This window comes from Thermotalea metallivorans, assembly GCF_001562415.1.
GTDB lineage: Bacteria > Bacillota > Clostridia > Peptostreptococcales > Thermotaleaceae > Thermotalea > Thermotalea metallivorans.
The window spans coordinates 1-16,629 of sequence record NZ_LOEE01000036.1 but is presented as its reverse complement, the minus strand read 5'-3'; the positions used below and the strand labels follow the sequence as shown (position 1 = coordinate 16,629).

Sequence of the window (16,629 nt, the reverse complement as noted above, 5' to 3'; positions counted from 1 at the left end):
TTACCTCCTCTACAAGTTTTGTCTTGCATCCCTGCTCTTTTGCTGGGAAGAATCCAGTTTCAAATATAAGGTTGCCAAAGGCGGTACTTTGATTACCAGAGAATAGGATTGGTTATGCCATGGCACGGCTTCTGCCTCCAGCAAATTTTTATTGAGCTGACCGGAACCCCCGTATATTTCAGCATCGCTATTGAAGACTTCGATGTATGCACCCGGGAAGGGAACGCCAATACGGTATCCTTCATAGACGACGGGGGTAAAATTGCACAGGATCACCAGAAAATCTTCCGGATCCTTTGATCTTCTCATAAAAGTGATGATGCTCTGATGGCAGTCATGGGGGTCAATCCATTGAAATCCTTGCCAATCATGATCGATCTCCCATAGCACCTTTTCCCTTTTGTAAAAGTGGTTTAGATGCCGCACATATTGATGAAGCTTGCGGTGCATATCATAGTCTAACAAAAGCCAGTCTAATCCTCGATGTTCATTCCATTCAGCAAATTGACCCAATTCTCCGCCCATGAAGAGAAGTTTTTTGCCGGGATGGGCCATCATATAGCCATAGAAGGCCCGCAAGGCTGCAAATTTTTGCCAATAGTCCCCAAACATCTTATTGAGCAAGGATTTCTTACCATGAACCACCTCATCGTGGGAAAGAGGAAGAATAAAATTTTCAGAAAAAGTGTACATAAAAGAAAATGTTACAAGATCATGATGCCACTGCCGATGGATGGAATCCATCTCCATGTATCGAAGCATATCATTCATCCAGCCCATATTCCATTTATAGTTGTAGCCCAATCCCCCCAGATACGCAGGTTTCGTTACCAGGGGCCAAGCCGTCGATTCTTCTGCAATCATCAGGGCATGGGGGAATTTTTCAAAAACTGCTTCATTGAGCTTTTTCATAAATCCAATGGCTTCCAGATTTTCTCTGCCTCCAAAGACATTGGGGATCCACTGACCCGGTTTTTTTCCATAGTCTAGGTACAGCATGAACGCCACGGCATCGACCCGCAGTCCGTCGATATGATAGATGTCCATCCAGAAGAGGGCGTTGGAAATAAGAAAAGACCAAACCTGGGGTTTAGAGAAGTCAAAATTCAAAGTGCCCCATTGATCATTGCGTCCCCTGCGGGGATCGGCATATTCATAAAGGGGTGTACCGTCAAAATTGGCCAGCCCGTGGGCATCTGAGCAGAAATGGGCGGGGACCCAATCCAGAATGACGCCGATTCCTTTTTGGTGGCAGCGGTCTACAAAATACATGAAATCATGGGGATTTCCATACCGGCTGGTTACTGCATAATAGCCTGTGGTCTGATATCCCCAGGAACCATCATAGGGATGCTCCGACAAAGGAAGCAATTCGATATGGGTATAACCCATCTCCACTGCATACTCTACCAATTCCTCCGCCAATTCCCTGTAGGAATAGAAGTCCCCATTTTCTTTCCTTTTCCATGATCCCAAATGGACCTCATAGATGTTCAGGGGCTGGTTGAAAAGGGTTGTTTTTTCTTTTTGCCATTTTTCATCCTGCCAGGAGTATCCTTCCAATGGAAATACCCTGGAGGCGGTTCCCGGCCTGTATTCACTATAGAATCCGTAGGGATCGGCTTTATGGAGTACCTGGCCATGCCAGGTGTGAATTTCATATTTATACAAACTGCCTTTCTTTACGCCGGGGACAAAAATAGACCATATGCCCGTATCCCCTATGGGCTCCATCGGATGGCAACAACCCTGCCACTCATTAAAATCTCCGATCACGCTAACTTCTTTTGCATGGGGAGCCCAGACAGTAAAAACAACGCCTTCCAATCCGTTTTTCTGAAGGATATGGGCTCCAAAAAGCCGGTGGCACTGGAAACAATATTCTTGATGAAATTGTTGAATGTACTCCGCAGATGGTGTTTTCATAGGACAAAACCCACCTTTCTTGATGCCTGTTGATTTATAAGCCTATATACCCATTTATATGATGAGACAACCCATAAATCATCGGATAAATTATTTTTTTGCGAAAGAAAAAGTAATAGTTTATGAGAAATTTTGGATAAGATTGCGAACTACTGGTATGGATGATGACTCCAGGGCATAGGGCAGTTTTTTCACACAAAGTTATATATATGACCGCTGGGGAAATATTAGTACAGAATTTGATAAAAAAAAGAAAATTTGTGATAAAATGTACTTATGGCTTTAGCAATTATCGTAAAAAATAAGGCAAAGGTGTAACCATAGGAGGGGGGGCCATGATGTTTCCGCTTTTGGAATTGATCAACATGGCATTGCTGTCATTGCTGACGGTACTGATGAATCCATTGTTCTGGGGAGTATTGTTTTTGGTTTATATGCAGTATAAAAGGATTCATGAGCTGGAAGCAAGAATGCTGGGTTCAGAGAAGTCTACCATGGGAGAAAAAATGATGAACGCTGTGGTTATGGGAATCCTTGGGGGGATTTTGGGTACCGTGGTCATCATGGTTTTGGGAGTAACCGTTACCCTTGGCGATTTTACATATCTGTTGCCCCTTGCCATACTGCTCATGGTGATCCACGTGCGGTATTTGTGTTTTTCCTACGGGGGAGGATTATTGGCGTTGTCCAGTCTTATTTTTGGATTTCCTAAAGTCAATGTACCCGGTGTGATGGTCATTGTAGGCATACTGCATCTGGTAGAAAGCATATTGATGTGGTTGGATGGGCACAAGAATGCTACACCCATTTTGATAGAAGACAAGAGATATGGGATCATCGGAGGATTCATGCTGCAGCGGTTTTGGCCCGTTCCCTTTGCCATTCTGCTCGTTGCACTGGGGTCCCTGGAAGGTGCCCGGGAACTGAATCTTCCCGACTGGTGGCCTATATTCAGAAACAGTATAGAAGGAATCGGGATAGAAAATCTGTCTCTACAAATTTCCGTGGTGGTAGCGGCTTTAGGGTATGGAGATATGGCCCTTTCCGGTACGCCGAGGGAAAAGAGCAAGAAGTCTGCCGTAAAACTTTTATTTTTTAGCATCATCCTGATTCTTTTGTCTGTTTTAGCTGTCCGGTATGCCATATTCCAGTGGCTAGCCGCCCTTTTTTCGCCCTTAGGTCATGAAGCCCTGATTATCTATGGCCAAAGAGAAGAAAAGAAAAAGGAGCCTATGTTTCGACAATATGGCAGGGGAATTACGGTGCTGGATACAAAAAAAGAGGGGCATGGGGAGAAAATGGGCCTTGCGCCGGGAGATGTTATTCTGACCGTAAATAATTATCCTGTTGAGCGTAAGGAAGATATGGAAGCTATACTGAAGGATTATCCGCCCTTCCTATGGGTGGAAGTCTTGGATAGAAAAGGACGGTATAGAACTTTGGAATATAAAAATTATCAGACGGGCATCGGCAGCCTGGGAATTATCATTGTGCCCAAGGAAGCCCAGATTGTGTTTGATCCCGATGCCTCCATCAGCCTGTTGAAGAAGTTGATATCGGCATTTCGAAGGAAAGGAAGCCCCTTATCTTAAAATTAAGGAAAAAACTTTTTATTAAAGTATAAACTAACTTTTCCCGTTGTACTATATGGTTTTTTGATGAAGCTTATGTTTATACATACGCAAGTCGGCAATTTTAAACAGCTCTTTGCTGTCTGCGGCATCCTTTGGGAAACAAGCGATACCATAGCTGAAGGAAATTTGAAAACTTGTATGGTTTAACTGGATCGGTGTATCTTTCAGCCGCTGGGCGATCATTTCCAGTTTTTCATGGCAGTTTTCCAACATAGTGTTGAGAAAAACCATTACAAATTCATCGCCTCCGTATCGGCCAATCAAATCGGAATCCCTGGTATTTTCACTCAATACAGTGGAAAAGGTCTTGATTACGAAATCTCCTGCGGAGTGACCATGGAGGTCATTGATGATTTTCAAGTCGTTCAAATCGATGACACACAGACAAAAACTTTCCCCGTAGCGTTTTGCCCTTTTATAGATGCTGTCAAAAAGTTCGTCAAAATAATGCCTGTTGTATACTTTGGTCAAACCGTCATATCTTGATAAAAATAGGGTTTTTTCAAACAATCGGGCATTTTTGATGGCAATACCCAACTGATTGGCAAAGTAGGATATAATCATCTTGTCTTCTTCTGTAAAAACTTGGTCGGTCCGGGTATTGTCTACATTAATCATGCCGTATAATTCATTGTCCACGACGATGGGAGCAGAGATAGTGGATTTGAGAATCAAAGCATCGGCATCCATCAATTGATCATAGGTTTCTCTGGCCATATATCTTTCGTTAAAATTCAAGGGATTATGGATGATGCAGGGATTGAAACAGTTTCCTTCCGTGTATTGGTATAGGAAAGTTTCTTCAATGGCCAGGGTGATCCCGGACAGTTTTTCTAAATCATAGCCAAAGGCAGCTTTAAATTCCAAGCGGCCTTCTTCGTTTTTTATAAGAATGCTGCCGGAATCTGCATTGTCAATCAATTGGACAGCCGTTGCAATGACGGAATTCAGCAGTTCATCCATATTTTTAATATTCAAGACGGAGTTGCTGATTTCCAGCATGGCTTCTTTGATCAGATTGTTTTTTTTCAATTCATGATTGATGTAGGTCATGTGCGTGATGGTTTCCCTTTGCTTTTTTGCAATGCGGTCATAATCTCTCATGCACTGGTAGATATAAAAGCAAAAAACAGCCATGAAGAGGGTTGTAATCAAGGGATAAAAGAATCCGTATTTTCTACCGGGCAAGCCCAAAACCCACCAGGAGATGAAAGGGAAAAAAGGGGCAAGGACGATAAGCCTGTATAAAATTTTCTTTGTTTTTGCAGCCATGCTTTGTCACCTTCGGGTTTCACAATTTTTATCCTATTAACAATTCTATACAGAAAGATAGAATCCTTCAAGTTTTTTTCCAATGCATAGGAAATTTACTTCTTTCTGGTTGACTTTCAAAAAAGGGAGCGATATAATGAAATATACGAACAGACGTTTGATTTTGGTAGATGTTGCTTATCGCTAAAAAAGAAAGGTATGCTATAATTTCTATGGAATCTGAAAAGAGGAGTTTTTAGAATGAGGAAGTTTGAAATTGTTTCAGAATATAAGCCTACGGGGGATCAGCCGAAAGCCATTGAATCCTTGAGCAATGGCATTTTCAAAGGGTTGAAGCATCAAACCCTTTTGGGGGTAACGGGTTCAGGAAAAACTTTTACCATGGCCAATGTGATTGAAAGGGTACAAAAACCTACTTTGGTGATTGCCCATAATAAAACGCTGGCTGCCCAATTGTGCAGCGAATTCAAGGAGTTTTTTCCCAATAATGCCGTTGAGTTTTTTGTAAGCTATTATGATTATTATCAACCCGAGGCCTATGTAGCCCATACGGATACCTACATTGAAAAGGATGCCCAGATCAATGACGAAATCGACAAATTGCGACATTCGGCAACGGCTGCCCTTTTTGAGCGAAGGGACGTCATTATCGTAGCCAGTGTATCCTGCATTTACGGGCTGGGTGACCCTATTGATTATGAAAACCAGGTGTTGTCGATTCGGCCCGGTATGACAAAGAGCCGGGATGAAATTTTGAGAAAGCTGGTAGATATTCAGTATGTGCGGAATGATCTCAACTTTGTGAGAGGAACATTCCGGGTGCGGGGAGATGTGGTGGAGATTTTTCCGGCTTCTTCTTCAGAAAATGCCATTCGTGTGGAGCTGTTCGGAGATGAGATTGACCGTATCACAGAGGTCAATGCCTTGACGGGGGAGATCGTGGGCCTTAGAAAGCATGTGTCCATTTTCCCTGCTTCCCACTATGTGACGACTTCCGACAAGTTGGCAAAAGCTATCCAGGATATTGAGGAAGAGTTAAAGGAAAGGGTGCAGTATTTTAAAGAAAATGAAAAGTTGATTGAGGCCCAGAGAATTCAGCAGAGAACCATGTATGATATTGAGATGCTGCGGGAGGTAGGTTTTTGCCAAGGAATTGAAAATTATTCGAGGCACATTTCCCAAAGACCAGCGGGCAGCAGGCCTTTTACCCTGATTGATTATTTCCCTAAGGATTTTCTCATGATTATTGATGAATCCCATGTGACTATTCCCCAGCTTCGGGGCATGTATGGGGGAGACCGATCCAGAAAGGAAAGTCTTGTAGAATATGGATTTCGCTTACCTTCCGCCTTTGACAATCGTCCTTTAAATTTTGAGGAATTTGAGGGTCTGGTCAACCAGATTGTCTACGTCAGTGCTACCCCAGGTCCCTATGAAAAGGAACATAGCGAAAACGTGGTAGAGCAGATCATCAGACCCACAGGTCTGGTGGACCCGGAGGTAGATGTGCGGCCTATTCAAGGGCAAATTGACGATCTCATTGGAGAGATTCATCAAGTGATCCAGAAGAACCAGAGGGTGCTGGTGACTACCTTAACCAAGAAAATGGCGGAGGATTTGACAAGTTATCTAAAAGACATAAACATTAAGGTTCGATACCTTCATTCGGATATTGACACTTTGGAGAGAATGGAGATTATCCGGGACCTGCGTTTGGGTGTGTTTGATGTACTGGTGGGAATTAATCTTCTAAGGGAGGGGCTCGACCTACCGGAAGTGGCCTTGGTAGCTATATTGGACGCAGATAAGGAGGGTTTCCTCCGGTCGGAGACATCTTTGATCCAAACCATCGGCAGGGCTGCAAGAAATATTCATGGTAAGGTCATTATGTATGCAGACCAAATCACGGACTCCATGAGGCGGGCTATTGATGAGACCAACCGCAGAAGAAAGATTCAAGAAGACTACAATCGAAAACATAATATCATCCCCCAAGGCATTGTCAAGAAGGTACGGGATATCATAGAGGCTACCAAGGCAGCGGAGGATACGGTGAAATACGGCATGGCAGAGGGTCCGGCAGGACTGGCCAGGGAGGATATTTTGGATATCATTGCAAAACTGGAGAGAGAGATGAAGGATGCGGCCGCAAACTTGCAGTTTGAGAGGGCGGCAGAATTGAGAGACAAGATTTTAGAGCTCAAAGAGCAGTTGGATAAGAGGTGACCATATGGCAAAGAACAGCATTATCGTAAAGGGTGCGAAGGAGCACAACTTAAAAAATATCGATGTGGAAATTCCCAGGGATAAATTTGTGGTGATGACGGGGCTGAGCGGTTCCGGGAAGTCTTCCCTTGCTTTTGATACCATTTATGCCGAGGGGCAGAGGCGCTATGTGGAAAGCCTGTCGGCCTATGCCCGTCAGTTCTTGGGACAGATGGAAAAACCCGATGTGGAATACATTGAGGGTCTGTCTCCGGCAATTTCTATCGACCAAAAGACAACCAGCCGCAATCCCCGTTCTACGGTGGGTACCGTAACAGAAATTTACGATTATCTACGATTATTATTTGCCCGGATCGGCACACCCCATTGCCCCATATGTGGCCGTGAGATTACACAGCAGACCATTGATCAGATTGTAGATAAGGTGATGGCCCTGGAGGAGCGAACAAAAATTCAAGTTTTGGCTCCCATGATCCGAGGAAGAAAGGGAGAACATGCAAAGGTACTGGAAAATATCAAAAAGGACGGGTATGTTCGGGTCAGGATAGATGGAGAAATCCGGGAGATCCATGAAGAAATTCAGTTGGAAAAGAATAAAAAGCATACCATCGAAGTGGTAGTAGACAGGGTGATCATCAAGGAGGGCATAGAAAAGAGACTGACGGATTCCATTGAAACAGCCCTATCTTTGTCGGAAGGGCTGGTGGTTGTCAGCATCATTGATGGAGAAGATATGCTTTTCAGCACAAAATTTTCTTGTCCAGAACACGGCATAGGTATCGAAGAACTGGAGCCAAGGATGTTTTCCTTCAACAGTCCCTATGGGGCATGCTCCCAGTGCAATGGCATTGGCTATCTCCAGAAGATTGATCAGGATTTGGTTATTCCCAATCTCTCTCTAACAATCCGGGAAGGGGGTATTGCCCCTTTGGCCAATTCGTCGGAGGGAACCTATTATTATGAAATGATCGAGGCTTTGGCCCAAGATCATGGAATAGATTTGGATACTCCCATTGAGAAGCTGCCGGAAACCTTTGTGCAAGAGCTTTTATACGGTACAGGGAAAAGAACTATAGAGTTTACCTATGAGAGCAAATTTGGGGGCATGAGAAAATATCGCTCCCCCTTTGAGGGAATTATCAAAAATTTAGAGAGGCGATACAAAGAGACAAATTCTGATTATATGCGGGAAAAAATTGAAGAATTCATGAGCCTTACTCCTTGCGACGGTTGCAAAGGGGCAAGGTTAAAACCGGAAGTTCTTTCTGTAAAAATTGCCGGCAAGAATATTGCGGAAGTAACGGAATTTTCTGTAAGGCAAGCACTAGACTTTTTTAAAAACTTGGATCTTTCCGAGAAAAACAGGATGATCGCAAGGCAGATATTGAAAGAAATTAATGAGCGATTAGGTTTTTTGGTGGATGTAGGATTAGATTACTTGACTCTGTCAAGATCGGCAGGAACCCTGTCTGGCGGAGAATCCCAGAGAATTCGGCTGGCGACCCAGATCGGTTCTAGTCTGGTGGGAGTACTGTATATACTGGACGAACCTAGTATCGGACTCCATCAAAGGGACAATGAAAAATTGCTGAAAACCTTGAGAAATCTCACAGATTTGGGCAATACCCTCATTGTTGTGGAACATGACGAAGATACCATGTTCGCAGCAGACCATATTATTGACATAGGTCCCGGTGCCGGAGCAAACGGGGGAAGGATTATTGCCCAAGGAACTGTCCAAGATATTATGGCCTGTGAAGAATCCATCACCGGCCAGTATTTGAGCGGCCGAAGGAAAATAGACGTTCCGAAGGAGAGAAGAAAACCCAACGGCAAGTGGATAGAGGTGATAGGGGCCCAGGAAAACAACTTAAAAAATTTAACGGTGCGATTTCCCTTAGGGGTATTTGTTTCCGTAACGGGCGTTTCGGGTTCCGGGAAAAGTACCTTAGTGAATGAAATCCTCTATAAGCGGCTGGCCATGGAACTCCACAAGGCGAAGCGCAAGCCCGGAAAGCATGAAAACATAAAAGGTTTGGAACATATTGACAAGGTGATTGATATTGACCAGTCCCCTATTGGCAGGACGCCCCGATCCAATCCTGCTACCTATACAGGTGTTTTTGATCTTATTCGAGATGTCTTTGCCCAAGTACCTGAGGCAAAGATACGGGGATATCAGAAGGGACGCTTTAGCTTCAATGTAAAGGGAGGAAGGTGTGAAGCCTGCAAGGGCGATGGAATTATTAAAATTGAAATGCACTTCCTGCCTGATGTATATGTGCCCTGTGATGTATGCAAAGGAAAACGCTATAATCGGGAGACCTTGGAAGTAAAATACAAAGGGAAATCTATTTCCGATGTACTGGATATGACTGTGGAAGAGGCCCTTGACTTTTTCCAGAATGTGCCTGGCATCAGGAGGAAATTGGAAACCCTCTATGAGGTGGGGTTGGGGTATATCCACTTGGGGCAGCCGTCAACCCAATTGTCCGGCGGGGAAGCCCAAAGAATCAAGCTGGCTACGGAGCTGAGCAAGCGAAGCACCGGCAGAACCCTGTATATACTGGATGAACCTACAACGGGACTTCATATTGCAGATATTCATAAATTAATAGGCGTATTGAATAAGCTGGTGGACGGGGGGAATACCGTCCTGGTCATCGAGCATAACTTGGATGTGATCAAGACCAGCGATTATATCATTGACCTTGGCCCAGAAGGCGGCGACAAAGGTGGCTGGATTGTGGGCGAAGGAACGCCGGAGGAGATTATTCAAATTCCTGAATCCTATACGGGAATTTTCCTTAAAAAAGTGCTGGAAAAGGAGCAGGGTGCCTAGGGAACTTCTGCTGCGTCAGTAAAAAAGGCAGTGGAATGATCAAGAACCCTTGAGATTTAGGCTTCGTCGCGAATCAGCAAGCCGCTTTTTTCCTCATTGTATGATTTAGAAAAGCGGCGCAGATCTGAGCAGGAATCCAAATCTCAAGGGTTTGTATTCAAACTCTGCCTAGAGAATTTCTCGGCTTTTTCCTTCGGGGAGGGAAAATTAAAACTGAGGTCCTAGGGGAAGCAGGAGGAATTTTCAAGGGTACTGTCCAATAAAATATAGGAGAAGCAGTCAAGGAGTAGGAGGCTGGACATGGCGGGTTCCTTGTCAGAAAATCAGAGGATACAAATCAAGCTGATCAATGATCCCAGCGATGTGGCGCTGGAAGGCGCCATTGAAAGTATTACATCGGATGCCATCCACGTCTGCCTGGATTACATGTTTGTCCATAATAAAAACAATCTAAAGGTTGCCTGTACTGTATGGGATGAAATAAGCAGGATCTATGCCTTTGATACCTCCATTGTGCATATTGAGGGACAAAAACTGGTATTGACGAAACCGGAAGAACATAAGATTCAACGATCGGACCATCGCCAGCAGGTCCGAATAGATGTCAATATACCTGTATCTTGCTATCTTCGAGGCATTGGCGACGTAAAAGTAACCAGCGAAAAATTTTTACCGGCCGTGGTAAAAAATTTAAGCACAGGAGGGGTGTTGATCCATTCGCCTTTGTCTTTGCCTGTCGGTACGGTGATGGTATTTGAATTGCCTTTGGATAAGGGCATGCTGCTGGTGACAGTGGAGGTACTGAGAAATGTTCCCTATGGGGATGGTTATAGCATGGGAGCCAAATTTCTTGCTTTGGATGACCGGGATATACAGAAAATCGGAGCATATGTCTTTCGGGAACAAATTCGATTAAAGAGAAAAAAGAAGCCAGTGACATAGTTGTCATGATATCACTGGCTTTTTTGCCTATGCATCATTTAAAATGATTCCACGGACGATTCCATCCTTATTCAGCACCAATCCTACGTGATCACCAATCCTTAGGTCTGAAAAATCCAAATTCATTTTCTTATCATTCCGCTGCAGAATAATGACAACTTGGGGAGATACGGAAAGTTCAGGCTCTGTAAACCTGCTGTGGTCATCATAATGTTCTTCGATGGTAAGAAGTTTTTTGTCCTTGTCCATGGATAGGATTTCTCCATAGACAAAGCGTTCATTTTCCCAAGGATTTGCTTCGGGAAAATCCTGAAAGGATTGTGATTGTTGGATAGTTACGGTGTTTGTGGCCCCATGCCAATTCACCTGGCAACCCAGCCCTTCAGCCGCTAATCTTAGGGGAACATAGATGCGTTCATTGTAAAAAATGACATTGGCAGAGAAAGACACTCCATTGTTCCATTGAAGATTTACATTTCTCATCAATCCTTTGATCTCTTTTGCATTTGGGGCTGCCAGGCCTGTAGAAGTTATGAATGCCAACAGCAACAGGATGATTGCAGTTTTTCTGATCAGATGTTTCATGATGGTTTCCTCCTTCTGATCGGTATTATCTGGAGGATGAACCAATACTTCAAAAAATATACATGTTTTTCTAAATATTTTTTGATGGGACACCCTTGGCTTGAAAGAGTCCCATCAGTTGTTTTTGCTTTTCAGGCTCTACAAACAGATCCAATGTTCCCTTATGGTTGTGGAGTACTAGTTGAAGGCGGTTTCCCGAAAGGGTATAGTGCAGGATGTCAAAATAGGGATAAAAACCGGCATGGTTATAGACCGGACTATGAAAAGGGATATCAATTCTTGCATCAAAGCCTCGGAGCAAGATACCGTTCTGGGTAAAATGGACACGCAGGGTGTGTTTTGAATACCAAAACAAAAACTCTATAACGGCCAGGGAAAGGATGAATTGCATGATGAAAATGTAAGATAGGTTAGAGGATCTCCTTGTTTTGCATCATATTGTGGATGTGTTTCTGAATGGTAAGGGTATGATCCTATTTTGCCAAAACTTGCCCACCTGTAGTATATTATATACAAATTTTATTTCCGCAGCAATTTTGATAAAATAATATATAGTATTTTACTTTTCCCATTTGATGAATCAAAGAAACGTGAGGAATGAAAGATGTTTGAAATCAACGAACAATTAAAAAAACTCCCTGATCAGCCGGGGGTTTATCTGATGAAGGATGAACGGGGCGAAATTATCTATGTGGGAAAGGCAATTTCCTTAAAAAACAGGGTAAGACAATATTTTCAATCTTCAAAGAACCAACCGCCCAAAGTGAGGGCTATGGTGGGACATATCCGCGAGTTTGAATATATTATTACCGATTCAGAAGTGGAAGCCCTAATGTTGGAAAGCAACCTGATTAAAAAGCACAGGCCCAAGTATAATGTATTGCTTCGGGATGATAAGCACTATCCCTATATCAAAGTTACCCTGGGAGAAAAATATCCCCGGGTATTGAAAACCAGAAGGGTTGTAAAGGATGGATCCAGATATTTCGGACCCTATATTGATGGAGGGGCTGTCAATCGGACCATTGAAATACTGAAAAAATTCTATCCCCTCAGAACCTGCGGCAAAAACCTTGAAAGACCCCAGGACAGGCCTTGCCTGAACTATCACATTCGCCAATGCCTGGGACCTTGCACAGGGGAAGTGGATCATGATCAATATATGAAAATGATTCAAGAAATTATTCTCTTCCTCAGCGGCAAACAGGATGAGTTGGTGAAGGAGATTACTCAAAAGATGGAAGAAGCGGCTGCTGGGATGAATTTTGAAAAAGCTGCCGAATATCGGGATCAAATTCTGGCCATCCGGAGCATCCTAGAGAAACAAAAAGTAATCCTGACATCAGATATAGATCAGGATGTTATAGCTATGGCAAGGGGAATGGACCAAGTATGTGTGATGGTATTTTTCTTAAGAGGCGGCAAATTGATGGGAAGGGAGCATTATATGCTTACGGGTGGAGAGGATGATGACAGGAGAGAAATATTCAGCTCTTTTATCAAACAGTTTTATGCAGGGACTGCCTTTGTGCCGAAAGAAATATTGCTGGAGGAGGAACCTGAAGATAGGGAATTGATTGAACAATGGCTTTCCGCCAAAAAGGGTTCCAAAGTCAGGATCAAAAATCCCCAAAAGGGCGAAAAGAAGGCATTGCTGGATATGGTGTATAAAAATGCCGTCGAGATATTAGAACAGTTCAGTGAAAAGCTGATGAAAGAGAGAGAGAGAAGTCTCGGAGCCCTGGATGAATTGGCCCGATATTTGGGATTAGAGAAAAAACCCTATCGGATCGAGGCCTTTGATGTATCAAATACCCAAGGAGTTCATTCCGTAGCCTCTATGATAGTATTTGAAGGAGGAAAACCGAAGTATAGTGATTATAGGAGATTTAAGATAAAAACCGTGGAAGGGCCCAATGACTATGGAAGCATGCAAGAGGTAGTCTACAGGAGATTGAAGAAGGGGCTGGAAGAAAAGGAGATCATGACAGAAAAGGGTATTTTGGACGAGGAGGGGAAGTTTTCGAAACTGCCGGACCTTATCCTGATTGACGGGGGCTTGGGACAAGTCCATGGGGTGGAAGAGGTTCTTGCAGCCTTAGGGGTTCATATACCTGTGGCCGGCATGGTAAAAGATGATCGCCACAGAACCAGGGATTTGGTATATCAAAATATGGATTTACATATGGACAAATCCTCCAATGCTTTTCTCCTTGTGGCAAAGATTCAAGAAGAAGCCCACCGTTTTGCCGTCACTTATCATAAGAGCCTCCGGGGGAAAACGGTTGTTCAATCGGTGCTGGATGAGATACCTGGAATCGGGTCCAAGAGAAGGATTGCCCTATTGAAGCATTTTGGTTCCATTGATAAGATAAAAAAAGCATCGCTGGAAGAACTATGTAAAGTGGAAGGGATGAACAAAAAAGCAGCAGAGCAAGTAAAAGATTTTTTTCAGCAGAAAGCTGCGGAAGAAAGGCAGGTAGAGGGATGAGTGATGTAACCATTGTACAGCTGATTCAAGATTTAGAGCTGGAGGTAATCTATCCGTCCAAAAGGCAGGAGGAAGTGAAAATAACCATCAGCGATGTAAACAGACCGGGATTGCAGTTGGCAGGTTTTTATAAATATTTTGCCTACGAACGGGTACAGGTGATAGGAAGAGTAGAATGGACCTATTTTGGCAGCCTGTCATCCCAAGTCAGAAAACAACGGGCCAAGGAATTATTTTCTTATCCTATCCCGTGCCTGATTCTTACAAGGGAGTTGGAGGTCTATGAAGAATTGCTGGAGGCAGCGGTGAAATTCGATATTCCCCTGCTGCGGACAAAAGCTTCTACGACCAAATTTATCAGCAGATTGACAAATTATTTGGAGGATAAGCTGGCCCCGGTGATTACCAGGCATGGCGTATTGGTAGAGGTTTACGGCATTGGCATTTTGATGATCGGAGAAAGCGGGATCGGGAAAAGCGAAACGGCTTTGGAACTCATCAAAAGAGGACATCGTTTGGTTGCCGACGATGCGGTGGAAATTAAAAAGGTGGACAATAATACCCTGGTGGGCAGTGCTCCCGAAATTATCCGTCATTTTATGGAAATCCGGGGCATCGGCATCTTGGATGTGGTGCAATTGTTTGGGGTAGGGGCTGTGCGAAATACGAAAATGATTGATATGGTCATTGAATTAGAGAATTGGGATGACAAGAAACAATATGACCGGTTGGGACTGGATGAAGAATATATCAATATCCTGGGATTGGATATTCCTAAAAATACAATCCCCATCAAACCCGGCAGAAATCTGGCTATGATTGTGGAAGTAGCAGCAAGAAATCATCGCCAGAAAAGAATGGGATTTAATGCGGCAGAGACGCTGAACAATAGAATTTTAAAGCAAATGAATGGAGAGAACGAGAAGGAAAGGCAGTGACAGCACTGCCTTTGCCTATTTTCGAGCGCATTCGGAGGCTGTACCCTTCAAGATTTCTAGGCCATGGGCGATGCTGGGCAGGATATACTGAAGACTTTCCCGAACGGCCTTAGGACTGCCGGGAAGATTAATGATCAAGGTATTTTTTCGAATACCCGATACAGCCCTGGAAAGCATGGCTCTGGGTGTAATTTGAAGACTATTGTAGCGAATGGCCTCGGAGATGCCGGGCGTTAATCTTTCAACAACGCTGAGGGTAGCCTCCGGGGTTACATCCCTATGGGAAAAACCTGTTCCTCCGGAAGTCAGTATTAGATCAATGCTCAAATCATCACACATATGAATCATTTCTCGAGCCAAAGCTTCCTTTTCATCGGGAAGAACCACATATTTTCTTGTGATGTAATGATGTTGTTCCAACATTTCTCTGATAACTGGGCCGCTTTCATCCACCCGCAGGCCTTTCGATCCTTTGTCGCTGGCGACAATAATCCCTAATGTAAACATCAAAAGTCCTCCTTTGTATTCCTAATTGATAAGAATTTCTAAAATTTCACAGGGGTTGTTTTGTTCAATAAATTTTTGTTACAGCTGCCAGTTAGCAGTCATCAGTTACCGGTTACCAGTAATTCGCCCACCGGCGGTTATCAGCCATTAGCCGACGACTAGCAGCCATGGGCTAAAAACTATCGTAAGTCAATAATTTCATACTCGCTGTCCAGCAAGTTTAGGTATAGAATTTTCCTGCGCAGCAGATTGCCCCGGCCGATGAGGATTTTTAAGGCTTCGCTGACTTGTATGGAGGCAACCAGGGCAGGGGTAAAGGAAGGGTTGCCCAACTCCTGTTCAATTCCTTTTTGTGTATCAGGAGGGTAGATAAAATCCAAGGCCCGATCTCCTGGGAAAATGGTGGTTACCTGCCCGTACCAGCCGGCGATGGCACCGTGAACCAAAGGAATCTTCAACGCTTCTGCCGTATCCTGCAGGGCGAGTCTTGAAGGAACATTGTCTAGGGCATCAATTGCCACATGATGACCTTCCAAGATAGCTCGGCCGTTTTCTGGGGTAAACCTTTCAGCAACGGGATGAACTTCGATCAGGGGGTTTACAGATTTCATTCGTTCTTGAGCTTTCAAGGCCTTGCTCGTTCCCAAGGAGGGCACATCGGACAGGAGCTGACGGTTTAGGTTAGATTCTTCAAAAGTATCTCCGTCTACGGCAGTAATATGACCGATACCTAGCCGGCCCAGCATTTCAATAATATAGCCTCCCAAGCCGCCACAGCCTATGACGCAGACTTTGCAGAATTTTAATTTTTCGTTTTCTTCATAGGAAAGGGTTTTCATGTTTCTGAGGTATCTTTCCATCATCAACCGCCTCCTACAGGGGGGAATATGGCTACAATATCTCCGTCTGCCAATGGCTGATCCAAAGTACCATCCCTGCCGTTGATCAATAAAATGGCAATATCCTTCTCTGCAATCTCCAACATGCCGATTGCATCCTTCGGGGTAGCCCCTTGTTCCAAGGAAATAGACAATTCTTTTCCCCGTCCGTGGCGCAGGGTAGCAAATAATTTTATTCGAATGTCCATTGGATCACCTCTCATTCACCTTCATATCCTTATATATATGATTATATTATACTACTATAGTTTTGCACTTTTTAAATAATTACCAAAAATTGACGTAATAATTTGCAAAATAAAAGAGGAATATATGTACACAATACCTCTAATCAAAGGAGTGAAGCTTGTGTACATTTATATTCCTC

General features: G+C 43.8%; 13 protein-coding genes. 7 read left to right on the top strand and 6 right to left on the bottom strand.

Annotated elements, in window-relative coordinates:
- Positions 1-9: 9 nt before the first annotated feature.
- The gene (gene glgB / locus AN619_RS09090) at positions 10-1,926 is read right to left on the bottom strand and encodes a 1,4-alpha-glucan branching protein GlgB (protein WP_068556395.1); all 1,917 of its coding nucleotides are present in this window, start codon (positions 1,924-1,926) and stop codon (positions 10-12) included.
- Positions 1,927-2,261: 335 nt separating this feature from the next.
- On the opposite strand from glgB, the gene AN619_RS09085 reads away from it, so the two are divergent.
- On the top strand, positions 2,262-3,518 hold the full coding sequence (locus tag AN619_RS09085; protein ID WP_068556394.1) for a PDZ domain-containing protein: 1,257 nt from the start codon (positions 2,262-2,264) through the stop codon (positions 3,516-3,518).
- 51 nt (positions 3,519-3,569) lie between these two features.
- On the opposite strand, the gene AN619_RS09080 is transcribed toward AN619_RS09085, so the two are convergent.
- The gene (locus tag AN619_RS09080) at positions 3,570-4,832 is read right to left on the bottom strand and encodes a sensor domain-containing diguanylate cyclase (RefSeq protein ID WP_068556393.1); all 1,263 of its coding nucleotides are present in this window, start codon (positions 4,830-4,832) and stop codon (positions 3,570-3,572) included.
- Between the two features lie 240 nt (positions 4,833-5,072).
- On the opposite strand from AN619_RS09080, the gene uvrB reads away from it, so the two are divergent.
- The 3 genes from uvrB to AN619_RS09065 all read left to right on the top strand — a co-directional run bounded on the left by uvrB (position 5,073) and on the right by AN619_RS09065 (position 10,842).
- On the top strand, positions 5,073-7,058 hold the full coding sequence (uvrB, locus tag AN619_RS09075) for an excinuclease ABC subunit UvrB (protein ID WP_068556392.1): 1,986 nt from the start codon (positions 5,073-5,075) through the stop codon (positions 7,056-7,058).
- Positions 7,059-7,062: 4 nt separating this feature from the next.
- A complete protein-coding gene (gene uvrA, locus AN619_RS09070) occupies positions 7,063-9,900 on the top strand; it encodes an excinuclease ABC subunit UvrA (RefSeq protein WP_068556391.1) in 2,838 nt (945 codons plus the stop codon).
- Positions 9,901-10,200: 300 nt separating this feature from the next.
- Positions 10,201-10,842: a flagellar brake protein gene (locus AN619_RS09065; protein WP_068556390.1), complete on the top strand. Its 642-nt coding sequence runs from the start codon at positions 10,201-10,203 to the stop codon at positions 10,840-10,842.
- A gap of 27 nt (positions 10,843-10,869) precedes the next feature.
- Here AN619_RS09065 and AN619_RS09060 read toward each other — a convergent pair whose 3' ends face one another.
- Positions 10,870-11,427 carry a stalk domain-containing protein gene (locus AN619_RS09060; protein WP_068556389.1) on the bottom strand — a complete coding sequence of 186 codons (558 nt, stop codon included), beginning with the start codon at positions 11,425-11,427 and terminating at the stop codon, positions 10,870-10,872.
- A gap of 36 nt (positions 11,428-11,463) precedes the next feature.
- Here AN619_RS09060 and AN619_RS15950 point away from each other — a divergent pair, with 36 nt between their 5' ends.
- The 3 genes from AN619_RS15950 (at position 11,464) to hprK (ending at position 14,856) form a co-directional block, all read left to right on the top strand.
- The gene (locus AN619_RS15950) at positions 11,464-11,745 is read left to right on the top strand and encodes a hypothetical protein (RefSeq protein ID WP_157064967.1); all 282 of its coding nucleotides are present in this window, start codon (positions 11,464-11,466) and stop codon (positions 11,743-11,745) included.
- 286 nt (positions 11,746-12,031) lie between these two features.
- Positions 12,032-13,918, top strand: coding sequence for an excinuclease ABC subunit UvrC (uvrC, locus tag AN619_RS09050; RefSeq protein ID WP_068556387.1), 1,887 nt, complete (start codon positions 12,032-12,034; stop codon positions 13,916-13,918).
- On the top strand, positions 13,915-14,856 hold the full coding sequence (hprK, locus tag AN619_RS09045; RefSeq protein WP_068556386.1) for an HPr(Ser) kinase/phosphatase: 942 nt from the start codon (positions 13,915-13,917) through the stop codon (positions 14,854-14,856). Before uvrC ends, hprK begins: the two co-directional genes overlap by 4 nt.
- A 15-nt stretch (positions 14,857-14,871) precedes the next feature.
- Here the strand turns inward: hprK and AN619_RS09040 are convergent, their stop codons facing one another.
- The 3 genes from AN619_RS09040 to AN619_RS09030 form a co-directional block, all read right to left on the bottom strand.
- Complete coding sequence (locus AN619_RS09040; RefSeq protein WP_068556385.1) at positions 14,872-15,363, bottom strand: MogA/MoaB family molybdenum cofactor biosynthesis protein; 492 nt, start codon at positions 15,361-15,363, stop codon at positions 14,872-14,874.
- Positions 15,364-15,542: 179 nt separating this feature from the next.
- Entirely contained in the window at positions 15,543-16,226 is a 684-nt protein-coding gene (locus tag AN619_RS09035; protein ID WP_330382062.1) for a HesA/MoeB/ThiF family protein, read from the bottom strand.
- Positions 16,226-16,450: a MoaD/ThiS family protein gene (locus tag AN619_RS09030; RefSeq protein WP_068556415.1), complete on the bottom strand. Its 225-nt coding sequence runs from the start codon at positions 16,448-16,450 to the stop codon at positions 16,226-16,228. Before AN619_RS09030 ends, AN619_RS09035 begins: the two co-directional genes overlap by 1 nt.
- Positions 16,451-16,629: the final 179 nt, after the last annotated feature.

What these genes read in the sequence shown, in the direction of transcription:
- glgB (WP_068556395.1), bottom strand. Translation starts at nt 1,926, where the DNA reads ATGAAAACACCATCTGCGGAGTACATTCAACAATTTCATCAAGAATAT.
- AN619_RS09085 (WP_068556394.1), top strand. Translation starts at nt 2,262, where the DNA reads ATGATGTTTCCGCTTTTGGAATTGATCAACATGGCATTGCTGTCATTG.
- AN619_RS09080 (WP_068556393.1), bottom strand. Translation starts at nt 4,832, where the DNA reads ATGGCTGCAAAAACAAAGAAAATTTTATACAGGCTTATCGTCCTTGCC.
- uvrB (WP_068556392.1), top strand. Translation starts at nt 5,073, where the DNA reads ATGAGGAAGTTTGAAATTGTTTCAGAATATAAGCCTACGGGGGATCAG.
- uvrA (WP_068556391.1), top strand. Translation starts at nt 7,063, where the DNA reads ATGGCAAAGAACAGCATTATCGTAAAGGGTGCGAAGGAGCACAACTTA.
- AN619_RS09065 (WP_068556390.1), top strand. Translation starts at nt 10,201, where the DNA reads ATGGCGGGTTCCTTGTCAGAAAATCAGAGGATACAAATCAAGCTGATC.
- AN619_RS09060 (WP_068556389.1), bottom strand. Translation starts at nt 11,427, where the DNA reads ATGAAACATCTGATCAGAAAAACTGCAATCATCCTGTTGCTGTTGGCA.
- AN619_RS15950 (WP_157064967.1), top strand. Translation starts at nt 11,464, where the DNA reads ATGAACCAATACTTCAAAAAATATACATGTTTTTCTAAATATTTTTTG.
- uvrC (WP_068556387.1), top strand. Translation starts at nt 12,032, where the DNA reads ATGTTTGAAATCAACGAACAATTAAAAAAACTCCCTGATCAGCCGGGG.
- hprK (WP_068556386.1), top strand. Translation starts at nt 13,915, where the DNA reads ATGAGTGATGTAACCATTGTACAGCTGATTCAAGATTTAGAGCTGGAG.
- AN619_RS09040 (WP_068556385.1), bottom strand. Translation starts at nt 15,363, where the DNA reads ATGTTTACATTAGGGATTATTGTCGCCAGCGACAAAGGATCGAAAGGC.
- AN619_RS09035 (WP_330382062.1), bottom strand. Translation starts at nt 16,226, where the DNA reads ATGATGGAAAGATACCTCAGAAACATGAAAACCCTTTCCTATGAAGAA.
- AN619_RS09030 (WP_068556415.1), bottom strand. Translation starts at nt 16,450, where the DNA reads ATGGACATTCGAATAAAATTATTTGCTACCCTGCGCCACGGACGGGGA.